Consider the following 17,858-nt stretch of genomic DNA (forward strand, 5'->3'; position numbering starts at 1 on the left):
CTACAAACAACCCTCACTTTATTTAAGTGGGGGTTTTAGTTATGATAGACGTGAAAAAATCACAAACTCGCTATTCTAGGCAATAATACTGAATAACTAGCATAGCGGCGATGACTCACCACATCTTAAAAGCCACTAAATCAACGGTGCATTTAGGTGGTTTCTCCCATCTATTGGAACCAGCACTAAAAGTTGATTCAGGCGACACTGTTGATATAGAAACTTACACTGGTTATTACATCCACGATAAAGCCCCAGCAGAGTTTCTCACACCAGAATTTCTGGATATCTGCCAAAATTTACCACTAGAGCGCAAAATTGCGGCTGGGCCACATTTGCTCACTGGGCCAATTTACGTCAAAGATGCTGAACCGGGGGATGTTTTAGAAGTAAAATTAGAAGCGATCGCACCTAGTTTACCAGTTGGATTTAACGCTATTCGTTCAGGTTGGGGAGCCTTACCAAATCAATTTACTCAACCAGTTTTAAGATTTCTCCCCTTAGATTTAGTCAACAACACTGCTGAATTTCCTGCGAATAGCGGGATTAAAATTCCCCTCAAACCTTTTTTTGGTATTCTTGGTGTTGCCACCCCAGATGATTCTCGCTCATCTATTCCCCCTGGCTACTATGGCGGTAATATTGATAACCGTGAACTCCAAGCAGGTTCCCGCATATTTTTACCTATTTTCGTCCCTGGTGGATTATTTTCCCTTGGTGATGGACATTCGGCTCAAGGAGATGGGGAAGTTAACGTCACCGCCATTGAAACTTCGATGAATGGTCGCATTCAGTTAACACTCCGCAAAGATTTGCATTTTGCCACACCCATTGCAGAAACATCAACTGATATTATCACAATGGGGTTTGCACCAACTTTAGATGCAGCATTAGAACAGGCTCTGAAAAATATGATTGATTTTCTGGAACGTTTTGTTAATTTATCTCCAGAAGATGCCTATGTTTTGTGTAGTTTAGCTGTGAATTTTCGCATCACTCAAGTTGTGAATAGCCCAAATAAAGGGGTACATGGTTTGCTATCTAAGGCCATTTTTTCACCTGAAATTAGTTTGTAATTAACAAAAAACTCAGAATTTTCTATGTCTAATTTACTTGTTCAACTGTTACTAATTGGATTAGCTGCTGGGGTTGCTGGGGGAATGTTTGGTATTGGTGGCGGTGCAATTATGGTTCCAGCAATGGTTTTATTAATGGGACTTGATCAAAAATTTGCGACTGGAACTTCCATTGCTGCTCAAATTTTACCGATTGGACTTTTAGGTGCAGCAGTTTACCATCGTAGTGGCAATATTAATTTTAAATATGCTGTGATTATTGCAGTAGGTTTGTTAGTTGGTAACTTATTTGGAGCGATGTTTGCCAATCAGCCATTTATTACTAGTGAAACTATGAAAAAGCTTTATGGCATTTTTTTGTTAGCCATTGGTTTTAGATATTTGTTCATTCGTTAATTTTGCGGGGAGAGTAGAGACGTGGGAATTTAACGTCTCTATTCTCATCATTTAGCTACTACAACAGATTTTGGCACGTTAATTTGCAACTTTTTAAACATTGCTTCCCTTGCTTGCATAGCCAAGGTGTCCTCTAAAGGTTGTAAAGTAATTGGCTGCTGATATTTTAATCGTAGTGCTGTTTGGATTAACCAGTCAGCAACAAAGGGGTTTTTGGGTAATAATGGCCCGTGGGAGTAGGTAGCGATCGCATTCTGGTAAAATGCTCCTTCTGTACCATCTTCACCATTATTGCCTAAACCATAGACGACTTTTCCTAAAGCCTCTACCTTACCTAATTTAGTCCGGCCGCCGTGATTTTCAAAGCCTACCAAATAGGGTGTACTACCTGTCATTTCTCTTAAATCTTTAGCTAGGCGAGTGGCTGTAACTTCAATTACTAAGTTACCAATACAACGCTTCGTATTTTCGCCAGGATGGATGGAAACTAAATCAAGTATTCCTAACCCTTCAATACGTTGTCCTAAACCTGGTTCGTAATAGTGTCCTAATAGTTGGGGTGAACCACAGGTGAAAACGCCTGGTGTCCCATTGTCAATTTTTTCGCGCATCGCGTCAGCTTTCGCGCCTTGCAAATCGCGCATAACAATCTCTTGCTGTCTGTCTTGCGCGCCACCACCAACTATCACATCTACAGATTTAATATCATCTGCTGTAGCATTTTGGTCTAAGGGTAATACTTTCACGCCATATCCCCGCCATTGGGCGCGACGTTCTATAGTAATCACATTACCGCGATCGCCATAGGTACTCATTAATGTAGGATAGAGCCAACCGATAGTTAATTCTAATGTCATTTTTTTAATTGGTATTTCGTAACGGGGCTTGGTCACAACTAACAATCAACAAATTCACAGAATTTTTCGACCTGTGAGGACTTCCCGCACTTCTAGCATGGCTGAATAAGTGGGGAGGATGTGGAGAGTTTCAGTTGTGGGGGTGTGTTCTAAAGCTGTGGCGATCGCTTGACGTAAATCTTCTTCGACAATTAAATTGAGATTACTGTGCGCCGATTTTTCACTATAGCGTAGACGTAGCGCCAGATCATAGACGCGATCGCCACTGACTACTAAAGTTCCTCCCCGTTCGACTAATTTTTCTGTATCTACATCCCAAATCCAAGATACATCTGTACCATCGGGTGTGCGATCGTTTAATACTAATAAAGTGGTTTTGTCTGTGCTTTGAGTGACGACGCGAATTGTTTCATTCGTTCCCACGGGATTTTTAGATAATAAAATCCTCACTCGTTTACCATCAATAACTAAATCTTCCGCACGACCAAAAGCAGCTTGAAAATTATTAATGGTATCTCTAATTGTGGCTTCATCAACACCTAATTCTATGGCGGCGGTTGCTGCGGCTAAGGTGTTGTATTTATTGTATAAACCAACAAGAATTTGTGACCATTCACTACTTGTTAATGTCGGTTCACTCTTAGTAAAACCACAACTAGGACAAGTGAAATCTCCCAAATGGGATAAATACACACCTTGGTAATCTAAAGAATGTCCACATCGAGGACAGTAGATAGAATCAACAGCGTGAGGAATGGCTTCTAAATAATTTTTTGGTTCATTCAACCCAAAGAATAGAACCTTTTGGGGTAGCTGTTGACCGAGATAGGATAAAGTCGGGTCATCGGCGTTGGGAATGACTACCGTTTCTGGTGGAAGGGTGGAGATGACCTTCGTCCACCGCTTACTGATGGTGTCTACTTCGCCGTACCTATCAAGTTGGTCACGGAACAAGTTTAGACAGAGGATAATTCGTGGCTGGAGTGGTTGTAAGACCTTAGGAACAATATTCTCATCTACTTCCAGAATTGCATAATCAACATCTAGCGTCCCCACCAAGCTGGTGTTGTCCAGCAAAGCCGTCATCAAACCATTTTCCAAATTTGCACCCGTAGAGTTATGGGCGACGCGGTAGCCCTTGTTTTCTAAAATTGTGTGTAACAGTAGCGATGTTGTGGTTTTACCATTAGTACCAGCAATGATAATCACCCCATTTTTCACCTGCTGACTCAATAATTGTAACAACCGAGGTTCAATCCGCCGAGCAATAGACCCTGGTAATACACTAGCAGCACCGAGACGGAGCGATCGCACTAAAAACGTCACGCTTTTCGCCACCAACACCGCAAAACCTAAACGCACTCTATCTATAAGTTTGATTTTATTTCCCACATCCATAGATCCCTGTAAGCGTTATCTTAAAAAATAGTATACGGGCGTAATTATATATCCAGACTAGGTTGCCTAATTCAGCACAAGCTTAAGACAAATAGTAACTTGCAGGGTTCCGGTTGATGAGTAGTATAAAGTTTTCTTTTTTACATAGACAAATTGCTGACTGGCGGAGGTTGGTTTCTAAATGCCTGTTATTGGTTACTTTCTTGTTGATTGTTGGGATACAGCCCGCATTTGCAGGTGTTAACGATGACATATACGATGGCAATATGTTTGTGGTTTATGCTGGTAATGGATCATTAGTCCCATCCAAATTTACCCTAGCTCAATCATTAGCAGACAAAAGACCAACAGTTTTAGCATTTTATTTGGATGACAGCCGTGATTGCAAACAATATGCCATCGTCATTTCACGGATACAGGAATTTTACGGTAAAGTCACAGAAATTATCCCCATTAGTGTGGATACCATCACATCCAAAAAGACTTATGAACCAACTGAACCAGGATATTACTATTCTGGAGGTGTTCCTCAAGTTGTAGTTTTTAATCAGTCTGGTGAGGTAATTTTAAATAAGCAAGGTTCAGTCCCCTTTGAAGAAATCGATGATAAGCTGCGCGAAGTGTTTGATTTATTGCCCCGTACAGAAACAGTACAATTAAAGCGGCGATCGTTCAATGAATTTAGCAGTGAATTAGCCAAGTAATCTTGGGGGTAGACCAATTTGGTCTGCCCTGATTTTAGTGATATCTGTTACTACATTCCCCATAATACCAAGAGATAATGTCGAAATATCAATAGTCGATAGTCAACAATCAATAGTCCAAAATCATAACTAATGACCATTGAATGACTAATGACTAATGAAGATTGACAAATTAAATGTGTTCTAATGTCAAAGGTTTATACTACTGAGGAACTAATCCAAATTTTGGCTGCTGAACGTCAAGCTTGCCTTAAAGGAGAACGTCTGAAATTAGAAGTAACAGTCTCAGGTAATCCGTTAATTGACCAGTTTATTCAAACAGATGGTCTACAAAAATTTACTGCCTATCAAGATTTTAAAAATGCCATTCATGACCATCAAAGAGAATATCAAATTTCTGGTATTATTTGGAAGGAAGTATCAGTAAAAGGTAAAACTTTACGTTATCCAGAAGTTGATACTCAATTAATAGCTTTAAGCAGTGACTTAGCAATATTACAAGCTGCTAAAGATTCCATTTTAGAATTCTGGTATGAAGTCTCAGCCGGGATGGATTTATATTTGAGTTTTAATAATAGTAAACAACATCAGCTAATTTCCATAGCTGATGTAGCAAGAATAGTCCAAAGAACAGAATGGGCTAGTTTATGTAAATGGGAAAATTCTAACTTTTTAGAAATAGTTTTACAGTTGGGATGGGGAAAACCAGAAGAAGCGAGTTATAAACGCGGTAGACCCCAATCAGGTAGTGAGTTTATTCATGCAGTTAATCCCGGTAATCATCCTATTGGGTAAGTAGTAAGAAAATTGGTAAGAGAGTGATAAATCTCTCACTACAAACAAAAGTTTCATCTAAAGGGAATGCTAGAAGATAGTTGACAAGCCCTAAGTAGGGAGATTAGGAAAGATATGACTCTAATCTCCCTATTTAATGATTTATGCTTGGAGTTGACAAAGCAGTAAACCAAACCACTGATTTGTATCAGTCCATGTTTGGATGGGTACTAAACCTTTGGCTGTGAGTTGTTTCTGGATGGTTTCGAGGTTAAATTTGCGAGAAATTTCGGTGAGAATGGTTTCACCGGGGGCAAAATTAATAGTGAGGTTGAGAGATTTTAATTGCACTGTTTGCGATCGCTCACTTTTTAAGTGCATCTCGATTTGCTGTTCAGTTTCATTATAAAATGCTCGGTGTGCAAACTGTGTCAGATCAAAATTACCCTCAAACCGCCGATTTAAATGCTCCAACATATTTAGGTTAAACGCTGCGGTTACTCCTTGGCTATCGTTATATGCTGGTTCCAAAATTTCTTTTGGCTTTTGCAAATCTATCCCCAGCAGGAAATATTCACCCACTTCTAAACTTGTACTAATTTGAGACAAAAAGACATCACACTCTTGCAGGTTCAGATTACCTAACGTACTACCGATAAAACACATCATCCTACTAGCTAATTTTTTAGCAGTGAGTTGTGCAAGTGCAGATTCATAAGTCCCCGCTAGTGCATAAACTTCTAGGGAAGGATACTCTTGGAGTAACTGCTTGGCGCTACTTTCCAAAATTCCTGCACACACATCAATCGGTAAATAATGCAGGGGTGAATCTAGTTGCTGATAAGCGTCTAGTAAAATACGAGTTTTGGCAGAATTACCACTACCAAGTTCCACTAATTCACAAGCACCAGTAATTTGAGCAATTTCAGCAGCATATTTTTGTAAAATAGCAGTCTCTGTGCGTGTCAGATAATATTCTGGTAACTCACAGATACGCTCAAATAACTCAGAACCCCTGTCATCGTAAAAGTAACAAGGGGGTAAGGCTTTTGGTGTTTGAGTTAACCCTTTCACCACATCACCCCCAACCTTAGATGCAACTATGGGTGTTGGTGCTTGCAAACTCTGTATTTGCAGACGTTCTTCAATTTTGTTAACCGCTTTAAGTACTGACATTTAACCTCCGTATGCTGGATGTAAGAGATTCCCGCTAAAGGCAAATCCTTACGCTAGCCAGTGAAACACATAGCCATACTAAATGACATCACGCTTAAGCCGTAATAATCAAGCTTTAAAGCTATATTTAAGGTTTTTGTCTTAGAGAATGCTGAATGATAAATAAGAATTTCTCCCCCTACTCCCTCATCTCCCCCATTCCTTCATCCCTAGCACAACGAAAGCCAGCAAAAACTTGACGAACTTGGGGACTATACCAGTTGCGAAAACTAGAGCGCAGTACCCACGGACGAGTTACCCAACTACCACCTTTTAAAACACGATGTTTCTGGTCAAAATAAACTTGTGAATAACCTTTGTATGGATAAAATTGAAACCCGTTATAGCCATCAAACCAAGATGCTGTCCATTCCCAGACATTTCCCAAAGTATCGTATAAACCATAAGCACTTTGCCCAATCGAGTAAGCATTAACTGGGGTAGTTTTGTCAAGTAGCCCATCGCAATTACAGCATTGAGGTGTTGGTGTATCTTCACCCCAAGGATAGGTGCGGCGACAGTTAGCTTTGATATCCCAACTGGCGGCTTTTTCCCATTCAGGTTCTGTCGGTAGGCGCTTACCGACAAACCGCGCATAAGCTTCTGCTTCGTAGTAATTCACACCATACACTGGGTGATTATCCTTGATAGGGTTTAGCTCATCGCTATTCCAGTACAGTGGTTGGATTACCTGCTCACTTTGTAACCATTCCCAACCTGCTGCTGACCACCACTGAGGATTTTCATACCCTCCAGCCTCCATAAATACCCGATATTCACCACAAGTCACAGGATAGCGGTCAATCCAGTAAGTATCTAAATAAACTCTATGTGCGGGACGCTCATTATCTAAAGCATTTATTGAATCGCTCCCCAACTCAAATTCACCAGAGGAAATTTGCACCATTTCCCCAACGAAATTTAACTCTTGACTATCGACTGTTGACTGTTGACTGTTGATTATTGACTCTTGACCCTTGACCAATGCCAACACCATACTAATAATTTCGCAGTGTTGGCTTTCATGCTGAATTAAAAACCGCCAAAGTCGTTCTTGCTCTTGGATATCAGCTACTTCTAGATATTCTAGAACTTTTGCTCTCACTGTATCCAAATAATAAATAATTTCTTCTATGTGTGGTAATTGGACTCGTTGCGATTTGGGTAAACCATCTGCTGCAAATAGCCGGCGATATTGAGGAAATAAACATGGTAAACCTGCAATATGTTCTAATATCCAAAAAGATTCTATATAGGCGATGTGTCCCAAATGCCAACCCACAGGACTAAAGTCAGGATGAGGTTGACTACAGAATGTATCTGCATCCATACCCACAAATAAATTCAGGGTTTTAGTGCGACATTCCCCCAAAGCAAAAGCAATAGACTCTTTCACACTAGATACTTTCAATTTTGATATCACAATTTTCTCCCACACTGATAATGCTATTTTCGGGACAAGCAGTCCAATTGGCAGTAAATAATGGTTCAGAAGCAATGATGACAGAATTAGGAAACTTTAAATCATCTTTTAGCCAATACAGCGATGGAGGTGATGAAGATGAAGCAAAGCGGGAAGCTATCAGGCGATGACCATCACTAAAGACTACGTTTGCAGAAGCATCAATTTGATGGCGTTTTGCCATGTCCCAGAGTATGAGTAGAGTATTACGTAAAACCGCTTCTAAGGGGCGATGTTTATTACTTTGAATTTGGGAAAGTAGCAACGCAAAGATGTGTTCAGAATCCGTACTACCATTAATATATTCGTAAAAATCAGGGGTTAAAGTACTGCGGATTTTTCGATGTAATGTTTTCCGAAAATTCTCAATCCGTCCATTATGAATAAATAACGAATTTCGGTAGTGAAAAGGTTGACAATTAGCAAAATCTAGAGCTTGTCCTGATGTAGCACTGCGAACATAAGCTAAAACACACTGAGATTCAACATAACGACTAAGGTTTGGTAAATTAATATCATTCCAAATAGGGAGAGTATTTTTATAGGTAAAAGGTTCAGTATCTTTTTGATTATGATACCAACCAATACCAAAGCCATCTGCATTTACTACCCCAGAGGTCATTTCGCGGGGTTGATAACTTTGCACTATCAATGAGTGTTCTGGCTTATACAAGAGATGTTCTAAAGAAACAGGTGAACCAAGGTAAGCAAGTAGACGGCACATAATGAAAGAACTTACTCCTAATTTTGTATAGAATATAGAAGGGATTGGGGATGAATCAATTCACAATTCAAAATATCCTACAGGAAGCGTAAGCGCTACAAAATATAAAATTTAAGAATCTCCAGGCATCTACTCAGGAGCGTAAGATGCGGGTAAAATTATTTACTATCTTCTGACTTGATTTATCTCCTAACTCCCTACCGCTCACATAAAAGAAAGGGAATTTATTTAACTTTTCACAAAAAAGCAATAGCAACGCAACAAAACTGTCATAAATGCTATCTAAAGTAGTAATAAGTATAGATTTTCTTGCTAACGGCCATGCAAAACCAAGTACACGATGAATCTCAACCGTTAAATCCTCAAAAACATAATTATGCACCTTGGAAAAAAGCGGCTGCATCTCTATCGTTAGTGTTGCTGGGATCTGGTATGACTTTAGCTGGCGGCTATTTAGCTGGAAACCAGCAACAGTTGGCACAGAAAGCCTCTAACTTGGCGATGAGTCGAGTAGATGCAGCGCCACCATTGCCCAATAATGCAGATCCCAACTTTGTGACTCAGGTAGTAGAAAGAGTGGGGCCTGCTGTGGTGCGGATTGAAGCTTCTCGGACTGTCACCTCTCGATTACCTGCCGAATTTAACGACCCATTTTTCCGTCGCTTCTTTGGTTCACAACTACCTCAACAACAGGAGAGGGTACAACGGGGTACTGGTTCCGGCTTTATCACTAGTGCCAATGGGAGCATTCTCACAAACGCTCACGTTGTCAATGGTGCAGATACTGTGCGAGTCATCCTGAAAGATGGGCGCAGTTTTCAAGGTAAGGTAATGGGTACAGACAATTTAACAGATGTAGCCGTTGTCAAGATTCAGGCAAATAATTTACCGACAGTAGCAGTAGGTAATTCTGATCAACTACAACCTGGACAATGGGCGATCGCCATTGGTAATCCTTTAGGTTTAGATAATACAGTTACCACAGGTATCATTAGTGCTACTGGACGCAGCAGTAATCAAATTGGCGCACCCGATAAACGCGTTGAATATATTCAAACTGACGCAGCAATCAATCCTGGTAACTCCGGTGGTCCCTTGCTGAATTACCGTGGTGAAGTCATTGGTATGAATACAGCTATTATTCAGGGCGCACAAGGACTAGGTTTTGCCATACCGATCAAAACAGTACAACGTATTTCTGATCAACTAATAGCTACAGGCACAGTACAGCATCCTTACCTGGGTATTCAAATGGTAGGGTTAACACCGCAAATCAAGCAAAACATTAATTCTGACCCCAATAGCGGTTTGAATGTAGATGCAGATAGGGGTGTTTTAGTTGTGAGAGTTATGCCCAATTCTCCAGCCGCCAGAGCCGGATTACGTGCTGGTGATGTCATTCAAAGGCTGAATGGTCAAGCGGTTACAGATGCTAGTAATGTGCAGCGAGCTGTGGAAAATACTCAAGTCGGCGGACAAATGCAGCTAGACATACTACGTAACGGGCGAAGTGTCAATGTAGCTGTACAAACTGGTGCTTTCCCCACTCAACAGGTGCAGTAGGGAAAGAGGTAAGGGAGCAGGGAGCAGGGAGCAGGGGGAAAAGGAGAAAGCTCTTACCTTGCTGCTCACTGCATCAATTTTCTGCGATAGTTAGGGTTTTCCCTGCCAATCTTTGATATTCCAAGTATCGGTATCCCAAGGAGTCAAATTCACACCAATTAATCTATTGCTCACACCATTGACATCAGCACGAGCAATAAAAGGAATTATTGCTACATCTTTAATTAGCAAATCATTCATTTGAATAAATAATTGTCGGCGTTTTTCCGGATTTAATTCGGCGTTGGACTGTTGCCAAAGTTTGTCATATTCAGGATTGCAGTAACGTGAATAATTAGGCTTTGACCAATTATTGCTTTTCTGGGTAATTTCCTCACAGGTGAATCCCTTCATATAAGCACCAGGGTCTATGTTGGCATTACCCGTACTAAACATTTGTAAATCAGCCTGAAAGCGGTTAAGTGCATCTGGATTAGATGGATCTCCAGAGAAAAAGATGCTACCATCAATACTTTTGAGTTCTATCCCCACACCAATAGATGTCAGTCCTTGTTTAATAATTTCCTGAGTTTTTTGTCGCAATGGATTGACAGATGTCTGAAATAAAACGTTCATTTCTACGCCATTTTTATCTCGGATGCCATTGCCATTAGTGTCTTTCCATCCAGCTTCATCTAATAAATCAGCAGCTTTTTTAAGATTAAATTCGTATTTAGTATTGGGCGAATTATAAATATTTGGTGCTACTAAAATATTAGCCGCAGGACGACCACTAGACCCGTATAGTTGTTGATTAATTGTGTCCCGATCAATTGCGTAGTTAAATGCTTGACGCACTCTGATGTCTTGGAAAAAAGGATGGGGAAATTCCAAGCTAGAGCGTTCACCGTCTTTGGTTTGTTTGTTAGGGTCGGTATGATTAATAACAATCCGTTCTAAAAAAGAACCGAAACTAATATCTAATCTCCCTTTCCCTGCTGCTTCTAGTTGCTTCAAAACAGGAGCTTCCACTTGCAGGTTCCAAGCGTAGTCTACATCTCCAGTTTGCAGCACGGCTCTAGCGGCTGAGGTTGCATCACCGCCACCTTTAAGTTCTACTCGCTTAAAGAATGGTTTATTAGCTTCGCGGAAGGAAGAATTAGCTTCATAGATAATGATGTCGCCGGGTTTAAATTCCACGACTCGGTAAGGGCCTGTACCCACAGGTATTAAATTAGCTGGAGCCTCCCTAGCGTTGCTACCGTTAAATTTAGCAAAAATGTGACGGGGGAGAATCATCCCGTTTAAGCCAACGAAAGGTAGTGACCAAGCCGGGTTAGGACTCTGGAAATTAATTTTAACGGTGTGGTCATCAATGGCTTCGACGCTGGAAATACCTTTATAATCAGCAGATGTGGTAGCTCCAACAGTCGAATTTGAGAGAAATTGGTAAGTAAATACCACATCCGCAGCCGTAAAAGGTTGACCATCAGACCATTTCACTCCTTGTTTCAGCTTCCAGGTAACTGATTTACCATCTTTAGCAATACCACCATTTTCTTGGGTGGGGATTTCTGTGGCTAGAAACAGAACTAATTTACCGTCTTTATCGTGGCTGGCCAGAGGTTCATAAACGATCCGACTGGCTTCAAAATCCTTGGTTCCTTGGGCTAAGTGAGGATTGAGAATAGTTGGTGCTTGCCAATAAAGTAGGCGTAAGGTGTCGGCAGCAGTGGCAGTTGTGGGAGATTGAGCCTGTGGGGAAGAACAAGCAGCTAGTAAAAAGATGTTAAGTAACGACCAAGCAAAAATTTGACCCTGAAAAAACCGAGCAAAGATGGTCATGTTGGATGTTCTATGGATGTTGATTGATTGTGCAACTTACTTATATAGCCAAACTCGTAAGAGAGACAGGAGTTGTTCTGTATCTACAGGTTTAGCGATGTAGTCAGATGCGCCGGCGGCAATGCACTGATCGCGATCGCCTTGCATGGCTTTAGCTGTGAGGGCGATAATCGGCAAGGACTTAAATGGTTCTTTTTGGCGAATTAGTCGCATGGTTTCGTAACCATCCATTTCTGGCATCATCACATCCATTAATACCACATCAATATCTTGTGTATTTTCTAACAAACTAATCCCTTCCCTACCGTTTTCGGCGTAGATGACCAGCATTTGGTAGCTTTCTAGCATACTGGTGAGGGCGAAAATGTTGCGGACATCATCATCGACAATCAGCACTTTTTTACCAACCAAGGAATAATCTTGAGAATGGAGTTGTTCTAAGATTTCGCGTTTGGGTGCGGGTAAGTTTGCCTGGACGCGGTGGAGGAACAATGCAGTTTCATCAAGGAGACGTTCGGGCGATCGCACATCTTTGAGGATAATTGTCTCAGCGATGCGTCTGAGTTCTGTTTCTTGGGTTTTACTGATTTCTCTGCCGGTATAAACAATGATTGGTAAAGTCGCGCCGTTGGTTTCTTGCTTAATCTGCTCGATTAGTTCAAAGCCTGTCATATCGGGTAAACCTAAATCGAGGACTAGGCAATCAAACTGCTGGTTGCGAATGGCTGTGAGGGCAGCTGCACCAGTACCTACTGACACGGTTGCCACATCGCTATTACCAATGAGTTCCACAATGCTTTGGCGTTGTAGTTCATCATCTTCGACTACTAGTAAATTCTTCACTCGCCGTTCCACGAAACCGCGAATTTTGTCTAGGGCTGCGGATATGGCTTCACTGGTGACTGGTTTTTGTAGATAAGCGATCGCACCTAATTGTAAACCCCGTTGCCGTCCTTCCTCAACGGTCATGATGTGTATGGGAATATGGCGGGTTGTCGGGTCATGTTTGAGGCGGTCTAGGACTGTCCAACCGTCCATTTCTGGTAGGCGGATATCTAGTAAAATCGCCATTGGCAGGAAGTCCTTAGCCAGTTTTAGACCGGCTGTACCAGTTTGGGCTGTGAGTACCTGAAACCCATGTTGCCGTGCCATGTCTACTAAGATGCGGGCAAAATTAACGTCATCTTCAATAATCAGCAGGACGTTATTATCTTCTGATGTATCGGTAATAAGGGCGCGATCGTCAATTATGAGTGGGCTTGTCCTGACCGCAGTCGAAGGGGAGTTGGGAGTTGGGAGTTGGGAGTGGGAGTATTGGGGTAGGTAGAAGGTGAATGTGCTACCTTGATCGGGATTGCTTATAAGTTTAATTTCGCCACCCAAGAGGTGAGCGATTTCTCGGCTAATAGACAAGCCTAGTCCTGTACCGCCATATTTGCGGCTGGTTGTGCCGTCGGCTTGCTGGAATGCTTCAAAGATAATCTTTTGTTTGTTGGGAGCGATGCCAATACCTGTATCACTAACGGCAAATGCAATCACACTCTCAGCGCGGGTTAAGGTTTTTTGGCTGGGACTCCATCCTTGCTTGGCTACCTCAATCTGTAGGCGGACTTCTCCTCGTTCTGTAAATTTAAAAGCGTTGGAGAGGAGATTTTTCAGCACCTGTTGTAGGCGCTTGATGTCAGTATTAACGTTAGTTGGTAACTCAGGTGCTAAGTCAACTGCAAAAGCCAGTCCTTTATTTTGCGCCACTTGTCCAAAACTGCGTTCAATTTGTTCAGCCAATTCATCCAACGCCATTGGGGTTGTATGAATTGACATAGTACCCGATTCGATTTTGGCAAGATCCAAAATGTCGTTGATTAATGCCAATAGTTCATTGCCGGCTGAGTAAATTGTTTGACTATATTCGACTTGCTTCGCCGTCAGGTTGCCATTGACGTTATCTGTCAACAATTTCGCCAAAATCAACAAGCTATTGAGGGGTGTCCGCAGTTCGTGGGACATATTAGCCAAAAACTCAGATTTATATCGGGATGAAAGAGCTAGTTGTTCGGCTTTCTCTTCTAAAGACCTTCTTGCTTGCTCAATTTCTCGATTTTTCCGCTCTACTTCTTTTTTCTGTAGGGCTAACAATTCTGCCTTTTCTTCTAGTTCGGCGTTGGTTTGCTGTAACTCATCTTGCTGTCCCCGTAATAAATCTTCGGAAGCTTTGAGTGATTGGGCTTGTTGTTCTAGACGCTTGTTGGTTTCCCGCAGTTCATCTTGCTGGGTTTGTAGTTCCTCCGCTAGAGATTGGGATTGCTTGAGTAATTCTTCAGTACGCATCGAGGCGGCGATGGTGTTGAGGACGATCGCAATACTTTCGGTGAGTTGGTCGAAGAATGTTAAATGAATCTCGCTAAAGCGGCGGAAGGAGGCTAATTCAATTACGGCTGTGACTTGACCTTCAAAGAGAACAGGTAACACCACTGCATTTAAGGGAGTGGCTTCTCCTAAACCAGAGGTAATTTTGACATAATCACTCGGTACTTCCGTTAACAAAATCCGTTCTTTTTCTAAGGCGCATTGTCCAACCAAACCTTCACCTAATTGGAAGCGGTTAGCTAGATGTTTGCGTTCGCGGTAAGCGTAGCTGCTAAGTAGTTGGAGGTAGTTTTGATGTTCTGCGGCTTCCATTAAGTAGAATACGCCGTGTTGTGCGCCTACTAAGGGTGCTAGTTCTGAGAGAATTAATTTAGATACGGTTTCTAAGTCGCGCTGACCTTGCAGCATTCGGGTAAATTTGGCAAGGTTGGTCTTCAACCAGTCTTGCTCGGTATTTTTCTGGGTTGTTTCCCGGAGATTGGCAATCATCTGGTTGATGTTGTCTTTGAGGATTGCCACTTCACCCAGGGCTTCTACAGAGATGGAACGGGTTAAATCGCCCTTGGTGACTGCTGTTGCTACTTCGGCGATCGCTCTTAATTGGGTGGTCAGTGTAGCCGCTAGTTCGTTCACGTTGTCGGTCAAATCTTTCCAAGTCCCAGCCGCACCCGGAACCCTGGCTTGACCGCCTAATTTTCCTTCAATCCCTACTTCCCGCGCTACTGTTGTCACCTGATTGGCAAAGGTGGCTAGGGTATCAATCATTTCGTTGATGGTTTCTGCCAAGGTTTCGATTTCACCTTTGGCATCTAACATCAGTTTGCGCTTCAAGTCACCATTCGCCACCGCCGTCACAACTCTGGCAATTCCCCGCACCTGGGCTGTCAAGTTCCCCGCCATCGAGTTGACATTATCAGTCAAATCCTTCCACGTCCCCGCCACGCCTTGCACCACAGCTTGACCGCCTAATTTCCCCTCGGTTCCCACCTCCCGCGCTACCCGTGTGACTTCCGAGGCGAAGGAACTGAGTTGATCCACCATTGTATTGATGGTGTTCTTCAAGTCGAGAATTTCCCCTTTCACATCGACGGTGATTTTTTTCGACAGGTCGCCATTTGCTACCGCCTTTGTCACTTCTGCAATATTCCGCACCTGGGCTGTGAGGTTTCCGGCCATGGAGTTGACGTTATCAGTCAAATCTTTCCACGTACCGCCCACACCCCGGACATAAGCTTGCACCCCCAGTTTTCCCTCGGTTCCCACCTCCCGCGCTACCCGCGTGACTTCTGAGGCGAAGGAGTTGAGTTGATCTACCATTGTATTGATGGTGTTTTTCAACTCCAATATTTCCCCCTTGACATCAACGGTGATTTTCTTCGACAAGTCGCCATTAGCCACAGCCGTTGTCACCTCGGCAATGTTCCGCACCTGTGCTGTTAAACTACCCGCCATGAAGTTCACACTGTCGGTCAAGTCTTTCCACGTCCCCGCCACGCCTTTGACTTCTGCTTGTACCCCTAATTTTCCTTCGGTTCCCACCTCCCGCGCTACCCGCGTGACTTCTGAGGCAAAAGAGTTGAGTTGATCCACCATTGTATTGACGGTGTTTTTCAACTCTAATATTTCCCCCTTGACATCAACCGATATTTTCTTCGACAGGTCGCCATTAGCCACCGCCGTTGTCACCGCCGCAATGTTCCGCACCTGTGCTGTTAAGCTACCCGCCATGAAGTTGACGCTGTCGGTCAAGTCCTTCCATGTCCCCGCCACACCCTTGACATCAGCTTGTACGCCTAACTTTCCTTCACTACCTACTTCCCGCGCCACCCTAGTTACTTCCGATGCAAAGGAGTTGAGTTGATCCACCATGATATTGATGGTGTTTTTCAACTCCAATATTTCTCCATTGACTTGTACCGTAATTTTTTTGGATAAATCACCGTTGGCGATCGCTGTTGCCACCTCGGCAATATTTCTGACTTGGTCGGTGAGGTTCCCTGCCATCATATTCACCGCACCAGTCAAGTCCTTCCATGTACCAGCAACGCCTTTAACTTCTGCTTGTACTCCCAGTTTTCCTTCGGTTCCCACCTCCCGCGCCACCCGTGTGACTTCTGAGGCAAAGGAACTGAGTTGATCCACCATTGTATTGATGGTGTTTTTCAGTTCCAGAATCTCACCTTTGACATCAACAGTAATTTTTTTCGACAAGTCACCAGTGGCTACGGCTGTTGTCACTTCCGCAATATTGCGTACTTGGGCTGTTAAGCTACCCGCCATGAAGTTCACGCTGTCGGTCAAGTCTTTCCACGTCCCCGCTACGCCTCTGACTTCTGCTTGACCGCCTAATTTCCCTTCTGCACCCACCTCACGGGCTACCCTTGTAACTTCTGATGCAAAGGAGTTGAGTTGATCCACCATGATATTGACGGTGTTTTTCAGTTCCAGAATCTCACCTTTGACATCAACAGTGATTTTTTTCGATAAGTCGCCAGTGGCTACGGCTGTTGTCACTTCCGCAATATTACGTACTTGGGCTGTCAAATTCCCTGCCATCAAGTTGACATTATCGGTTAAGTCCTTCCAAGTACCCGCGACTCCTCGCACTTCCGCTTGTACGCCTAACTTCCCTTCCGTTCCTACTTCCCGCGCAACTCTGGTAACTTCTGAGGCAAAGGAGTTGAGTTGATCCACCATTGTGTTAACGGTGTTTTTCAGTTCCAGGATTTCACCTTTTACATCAACGGTGATTTTTTTGGATAAGTCGCCGTTAGCGATCGCTGTAGCAACTTCGGCAATGTTCCGCACTTGTCCGGTGAGGTTCCCCGCCATTAGGTTGACGTTATCGGTTAAGTCTTTCCAAGTCCCTGCAACTCCTTGGACTTCAGCCTGCACGCCTAGTTTTCCCTCGGTTCCCACTTCTCTGGCAACTCGCGTCACCTCACCAGCAAAGGAACTCAGCCTTGTCACCATCGTATTCACAATGTTGGCTGTTTGGAAAAATTCTCCTTTGAGGGGTCTGCCTTCAATTTCTGTAGCGATCGTTTGAGATAAGTCACCATTGGCTACAGCCCGAATTACCCGCGTAGTTTCTGCCGTCGGCTGGACTAAATCTGTAATGAGAGTATTGACAGAAGTAACACAATCTGACCATGAACCGCGAACATTTTCCAGAGAAGCACGTTCAGTAATTTTGCCTTCTTTCCCGACAACATTGCTAATTCGCTTTAACTCTGCTGCCATGCGTTCATTTTGGTCAATAATATCGTTAAGCGTATCTGCAACTTTTCCGGCTATACCTGCTTGGTCTATGGGCATCCGAGCCGAGAAATCTCCCTTTTTTACAGCATTTAAGGTATTTAATAGCTGTTTTAAGTCGATTTGTTCGCTTTCTCTAGTTAGATCTTCGGTTGCCATAGTCTAGCCTTTCAATAATTGCAGTGTTTTTTTACTCTCATAAATATTTGAGAGTAATGTGAGGTGAAAATTTTGTCCTAC

The 17,858-nt window shown here is 42.9% G+C and carries 12 protein-coding genes; 5 read left to right on the top strand and 7 right to left on the bottom strand.

The window, feature by feature from the left end; translation table 11 throughout:
* Window positions 1-110: 110 nt before the first annotated feature.
* Together H6G18_RS13920 and H6G18_RS13925 are read left to right on the top strand one after the other, a co-directional pair.
* On the top strand, window positions 111-1,076 hold the full coding sequence (locus H6G18_RS13920) for an acetamidase/formamidase family protein (RefSeq protein ID WP_190407695.1): 966 nt from the start codon (window positions 111-113) through the stop codon (window positions 1,074-1,076).
* Window positions 1,077-1,100: 24 nt separating this feature from the next.
* Window positions 1,101-1,472: a sulfite exporter TauE/SafE family protein gene (locus H6G18_RS13925; RefSeq protein ID WP_190407696.1), complete on the top strand. Its 372-nt coding sequence runs from the start codon at window positions 1,101-1,103 to the stop codon at window positions 1,470-1,472.
* 47 nt (window positions 1,473-1,519) lie between these two features.
* Here H6G18_RS13925 and H6G18_RS13930 read toward each other — a convergent pair whose 3' ends face one another.
* Window positions 1,520-2,329, bottom strand: coding sequence for a type 1 glutamine amidotransferase (locus H6G18_RS13930; protein ID WP_190407746.1), 810 nt, complete (start codon window positions 2,327-2,329; stop codon window positions 1,520-1,522).
* A 54-nt stretch (window positions 2,330-2,383) separates the two neighbouring features.
* Complete coding sequence (locus H6G18_RS13935) at window positions 2,384-3,727, bottom strand: Mur ligase family protein (RefSeq protein ID WP_190407697.1); 1,344 nt, start codon at window positions 3,725-3,727, stop codon at window positions 2,384-2,386.
* A gap of 116 nt (window positions 3,728-3,843) precedes the next feature.
* On the opposite strand from H6G18_RS13935, the gene H6G18_RS13940 reads away from it, so the two are divergent.
* Together H6G18_RS13940 and H6G18_RS13945 are read left to right on the top strand one after the other, a co-directional pair.
* The gene (locus H6G18_RS13940; RefSeq protein WP_190407698.1) at window positions 3,844-4,431 is read left to right on the top strand and encodes a thylakoid membrane photosystem I accumulation factor; all 588 of its coding nucleotides are present in this window, start codon (window positions 3,844-3,846) and stop codon (window positions 4,429-4,431) included.
* A gap of 186 nt (window positions 4,432-4,617) precedes the next feature.
* The gene (locus H6G18_RS13945; protein WP_190407699.1) at window positions 4,618-5,226 is read left to right on the top strand and encodes a hypothetical protein; all 609 of its coding nucleotides are present in this window, start codon (window positions 4,618-4,620) and stop codon (window positions 5,224-5,226) included.
* 141 nt (window positions 5,227-5,367) lie between these two features.
* On the opposite strand, the gene egtD is transcribed toward H6G18_RS13945, so the two are convergent.
* The 3 genes from egtD to egtC form a co-directional block, all read right to left on the bottom strand.
* Window positions 5,368-6,381: an L-histidine N(alpha)-methyltransferase gene (gene egtD, locus H6G18_RS13950; RefSeq protein ID WP_190407700.1), complete on the bottom strand. Its 1,014-nt coding sequence runs from the start codon at window positions 6,379-6,381 to the stop codon at window positions 5,368-5,370.
* 178 nt (window positions 6,382-6,559) lie between these two features.
* Window positions 6,560-7,843 (bottom strand): ergothioneine biosynthesis protein EgtB, encoded by a 1,284-nt coding sequence (gene egtB / locus H6G18_RS13955; RefSeq protein ID WP_190407701.1) that lies wholly within the window; start codon window positions 7,841-7,843, stop codon window positions 6,560-6,562.
* The gene (egtC, locus tag H6G18_RS13960; RefSeq protein WP_190407702.1) at window positions 7,818-8,606 is read right to left on the bottom strand and encodes an ergothioneine biosynthesis protein EgtC; all 789 of its coding nucleotides are present in this window, start codon (window positions 8,604-8,606) and stop codon (window positions 7,818-7,820) included. Before egtC ends, egtB begins: the two co-directional genes overlap by 26 nt.
* A gap of 321 nt (window positions 8,607-8,927) precedes the next feature.
* On the opposite strand from egtC, the gene H6G18_RS13965 reads away from it, so the two are divergent.
* Complete coding sequence (locus H6G18_RS13965; RefSeq protein WP_190407703.1) at window positions 8,928-10,169, top strand: HhoA/HhoB/HtrA family serine endopeptidase; 1,242 nt, start codon at window positions 8,928-8,930, stop codon at window positions 10,167-10,169.
* A 90-nt stretch (window positions 10,170-10,259) separates the two neighbouring features.
* Here the strand turns inward: H6G18_RS13965 and H6G18_RS13970 are convergent, their stop codons facing one another.
* Together H6G18_RS13970 and H6G18_RS13975 are read right to left on the bottom strand one after the other, a co-directional pair.
* A complete protein-coding gene (locus H6G18_RS13970) occupies window positions 10,260-11,993 on the bottom strand; it encodes a peptide ABC transporter substrate-binding protein (protein ID WP_190407704.1) in 1,734 nt (577 codons plus the stop codon).
* A gap of 36 nt (window positions 11,994-12,029) precedes the next feature.
* Complete coding sequence (locus H6G18_RS13975; protein WP_190407705.1) at window positions 12,030-17,777, bottom strand: HAMP domain-containing protein; 5,748 nt, start codon at window positions 17,775-17,777, stop codon at window positions 12,030-12,032.
* Between the last annotated feature and the right edge of the window lie 81 nt (window positions 17,778-17,858).

Source organism: Anabaena subtropica FACHB-260 (genome assembly GCF_014697105.1).
GTDB classification, from domain to species: domain Bacteria; phylum Cyanobacteriota; class Cyanobacteriia; order Cyanobacteriales; family Nostocaceae; genus Trichormus; species Trichormus subtropicus.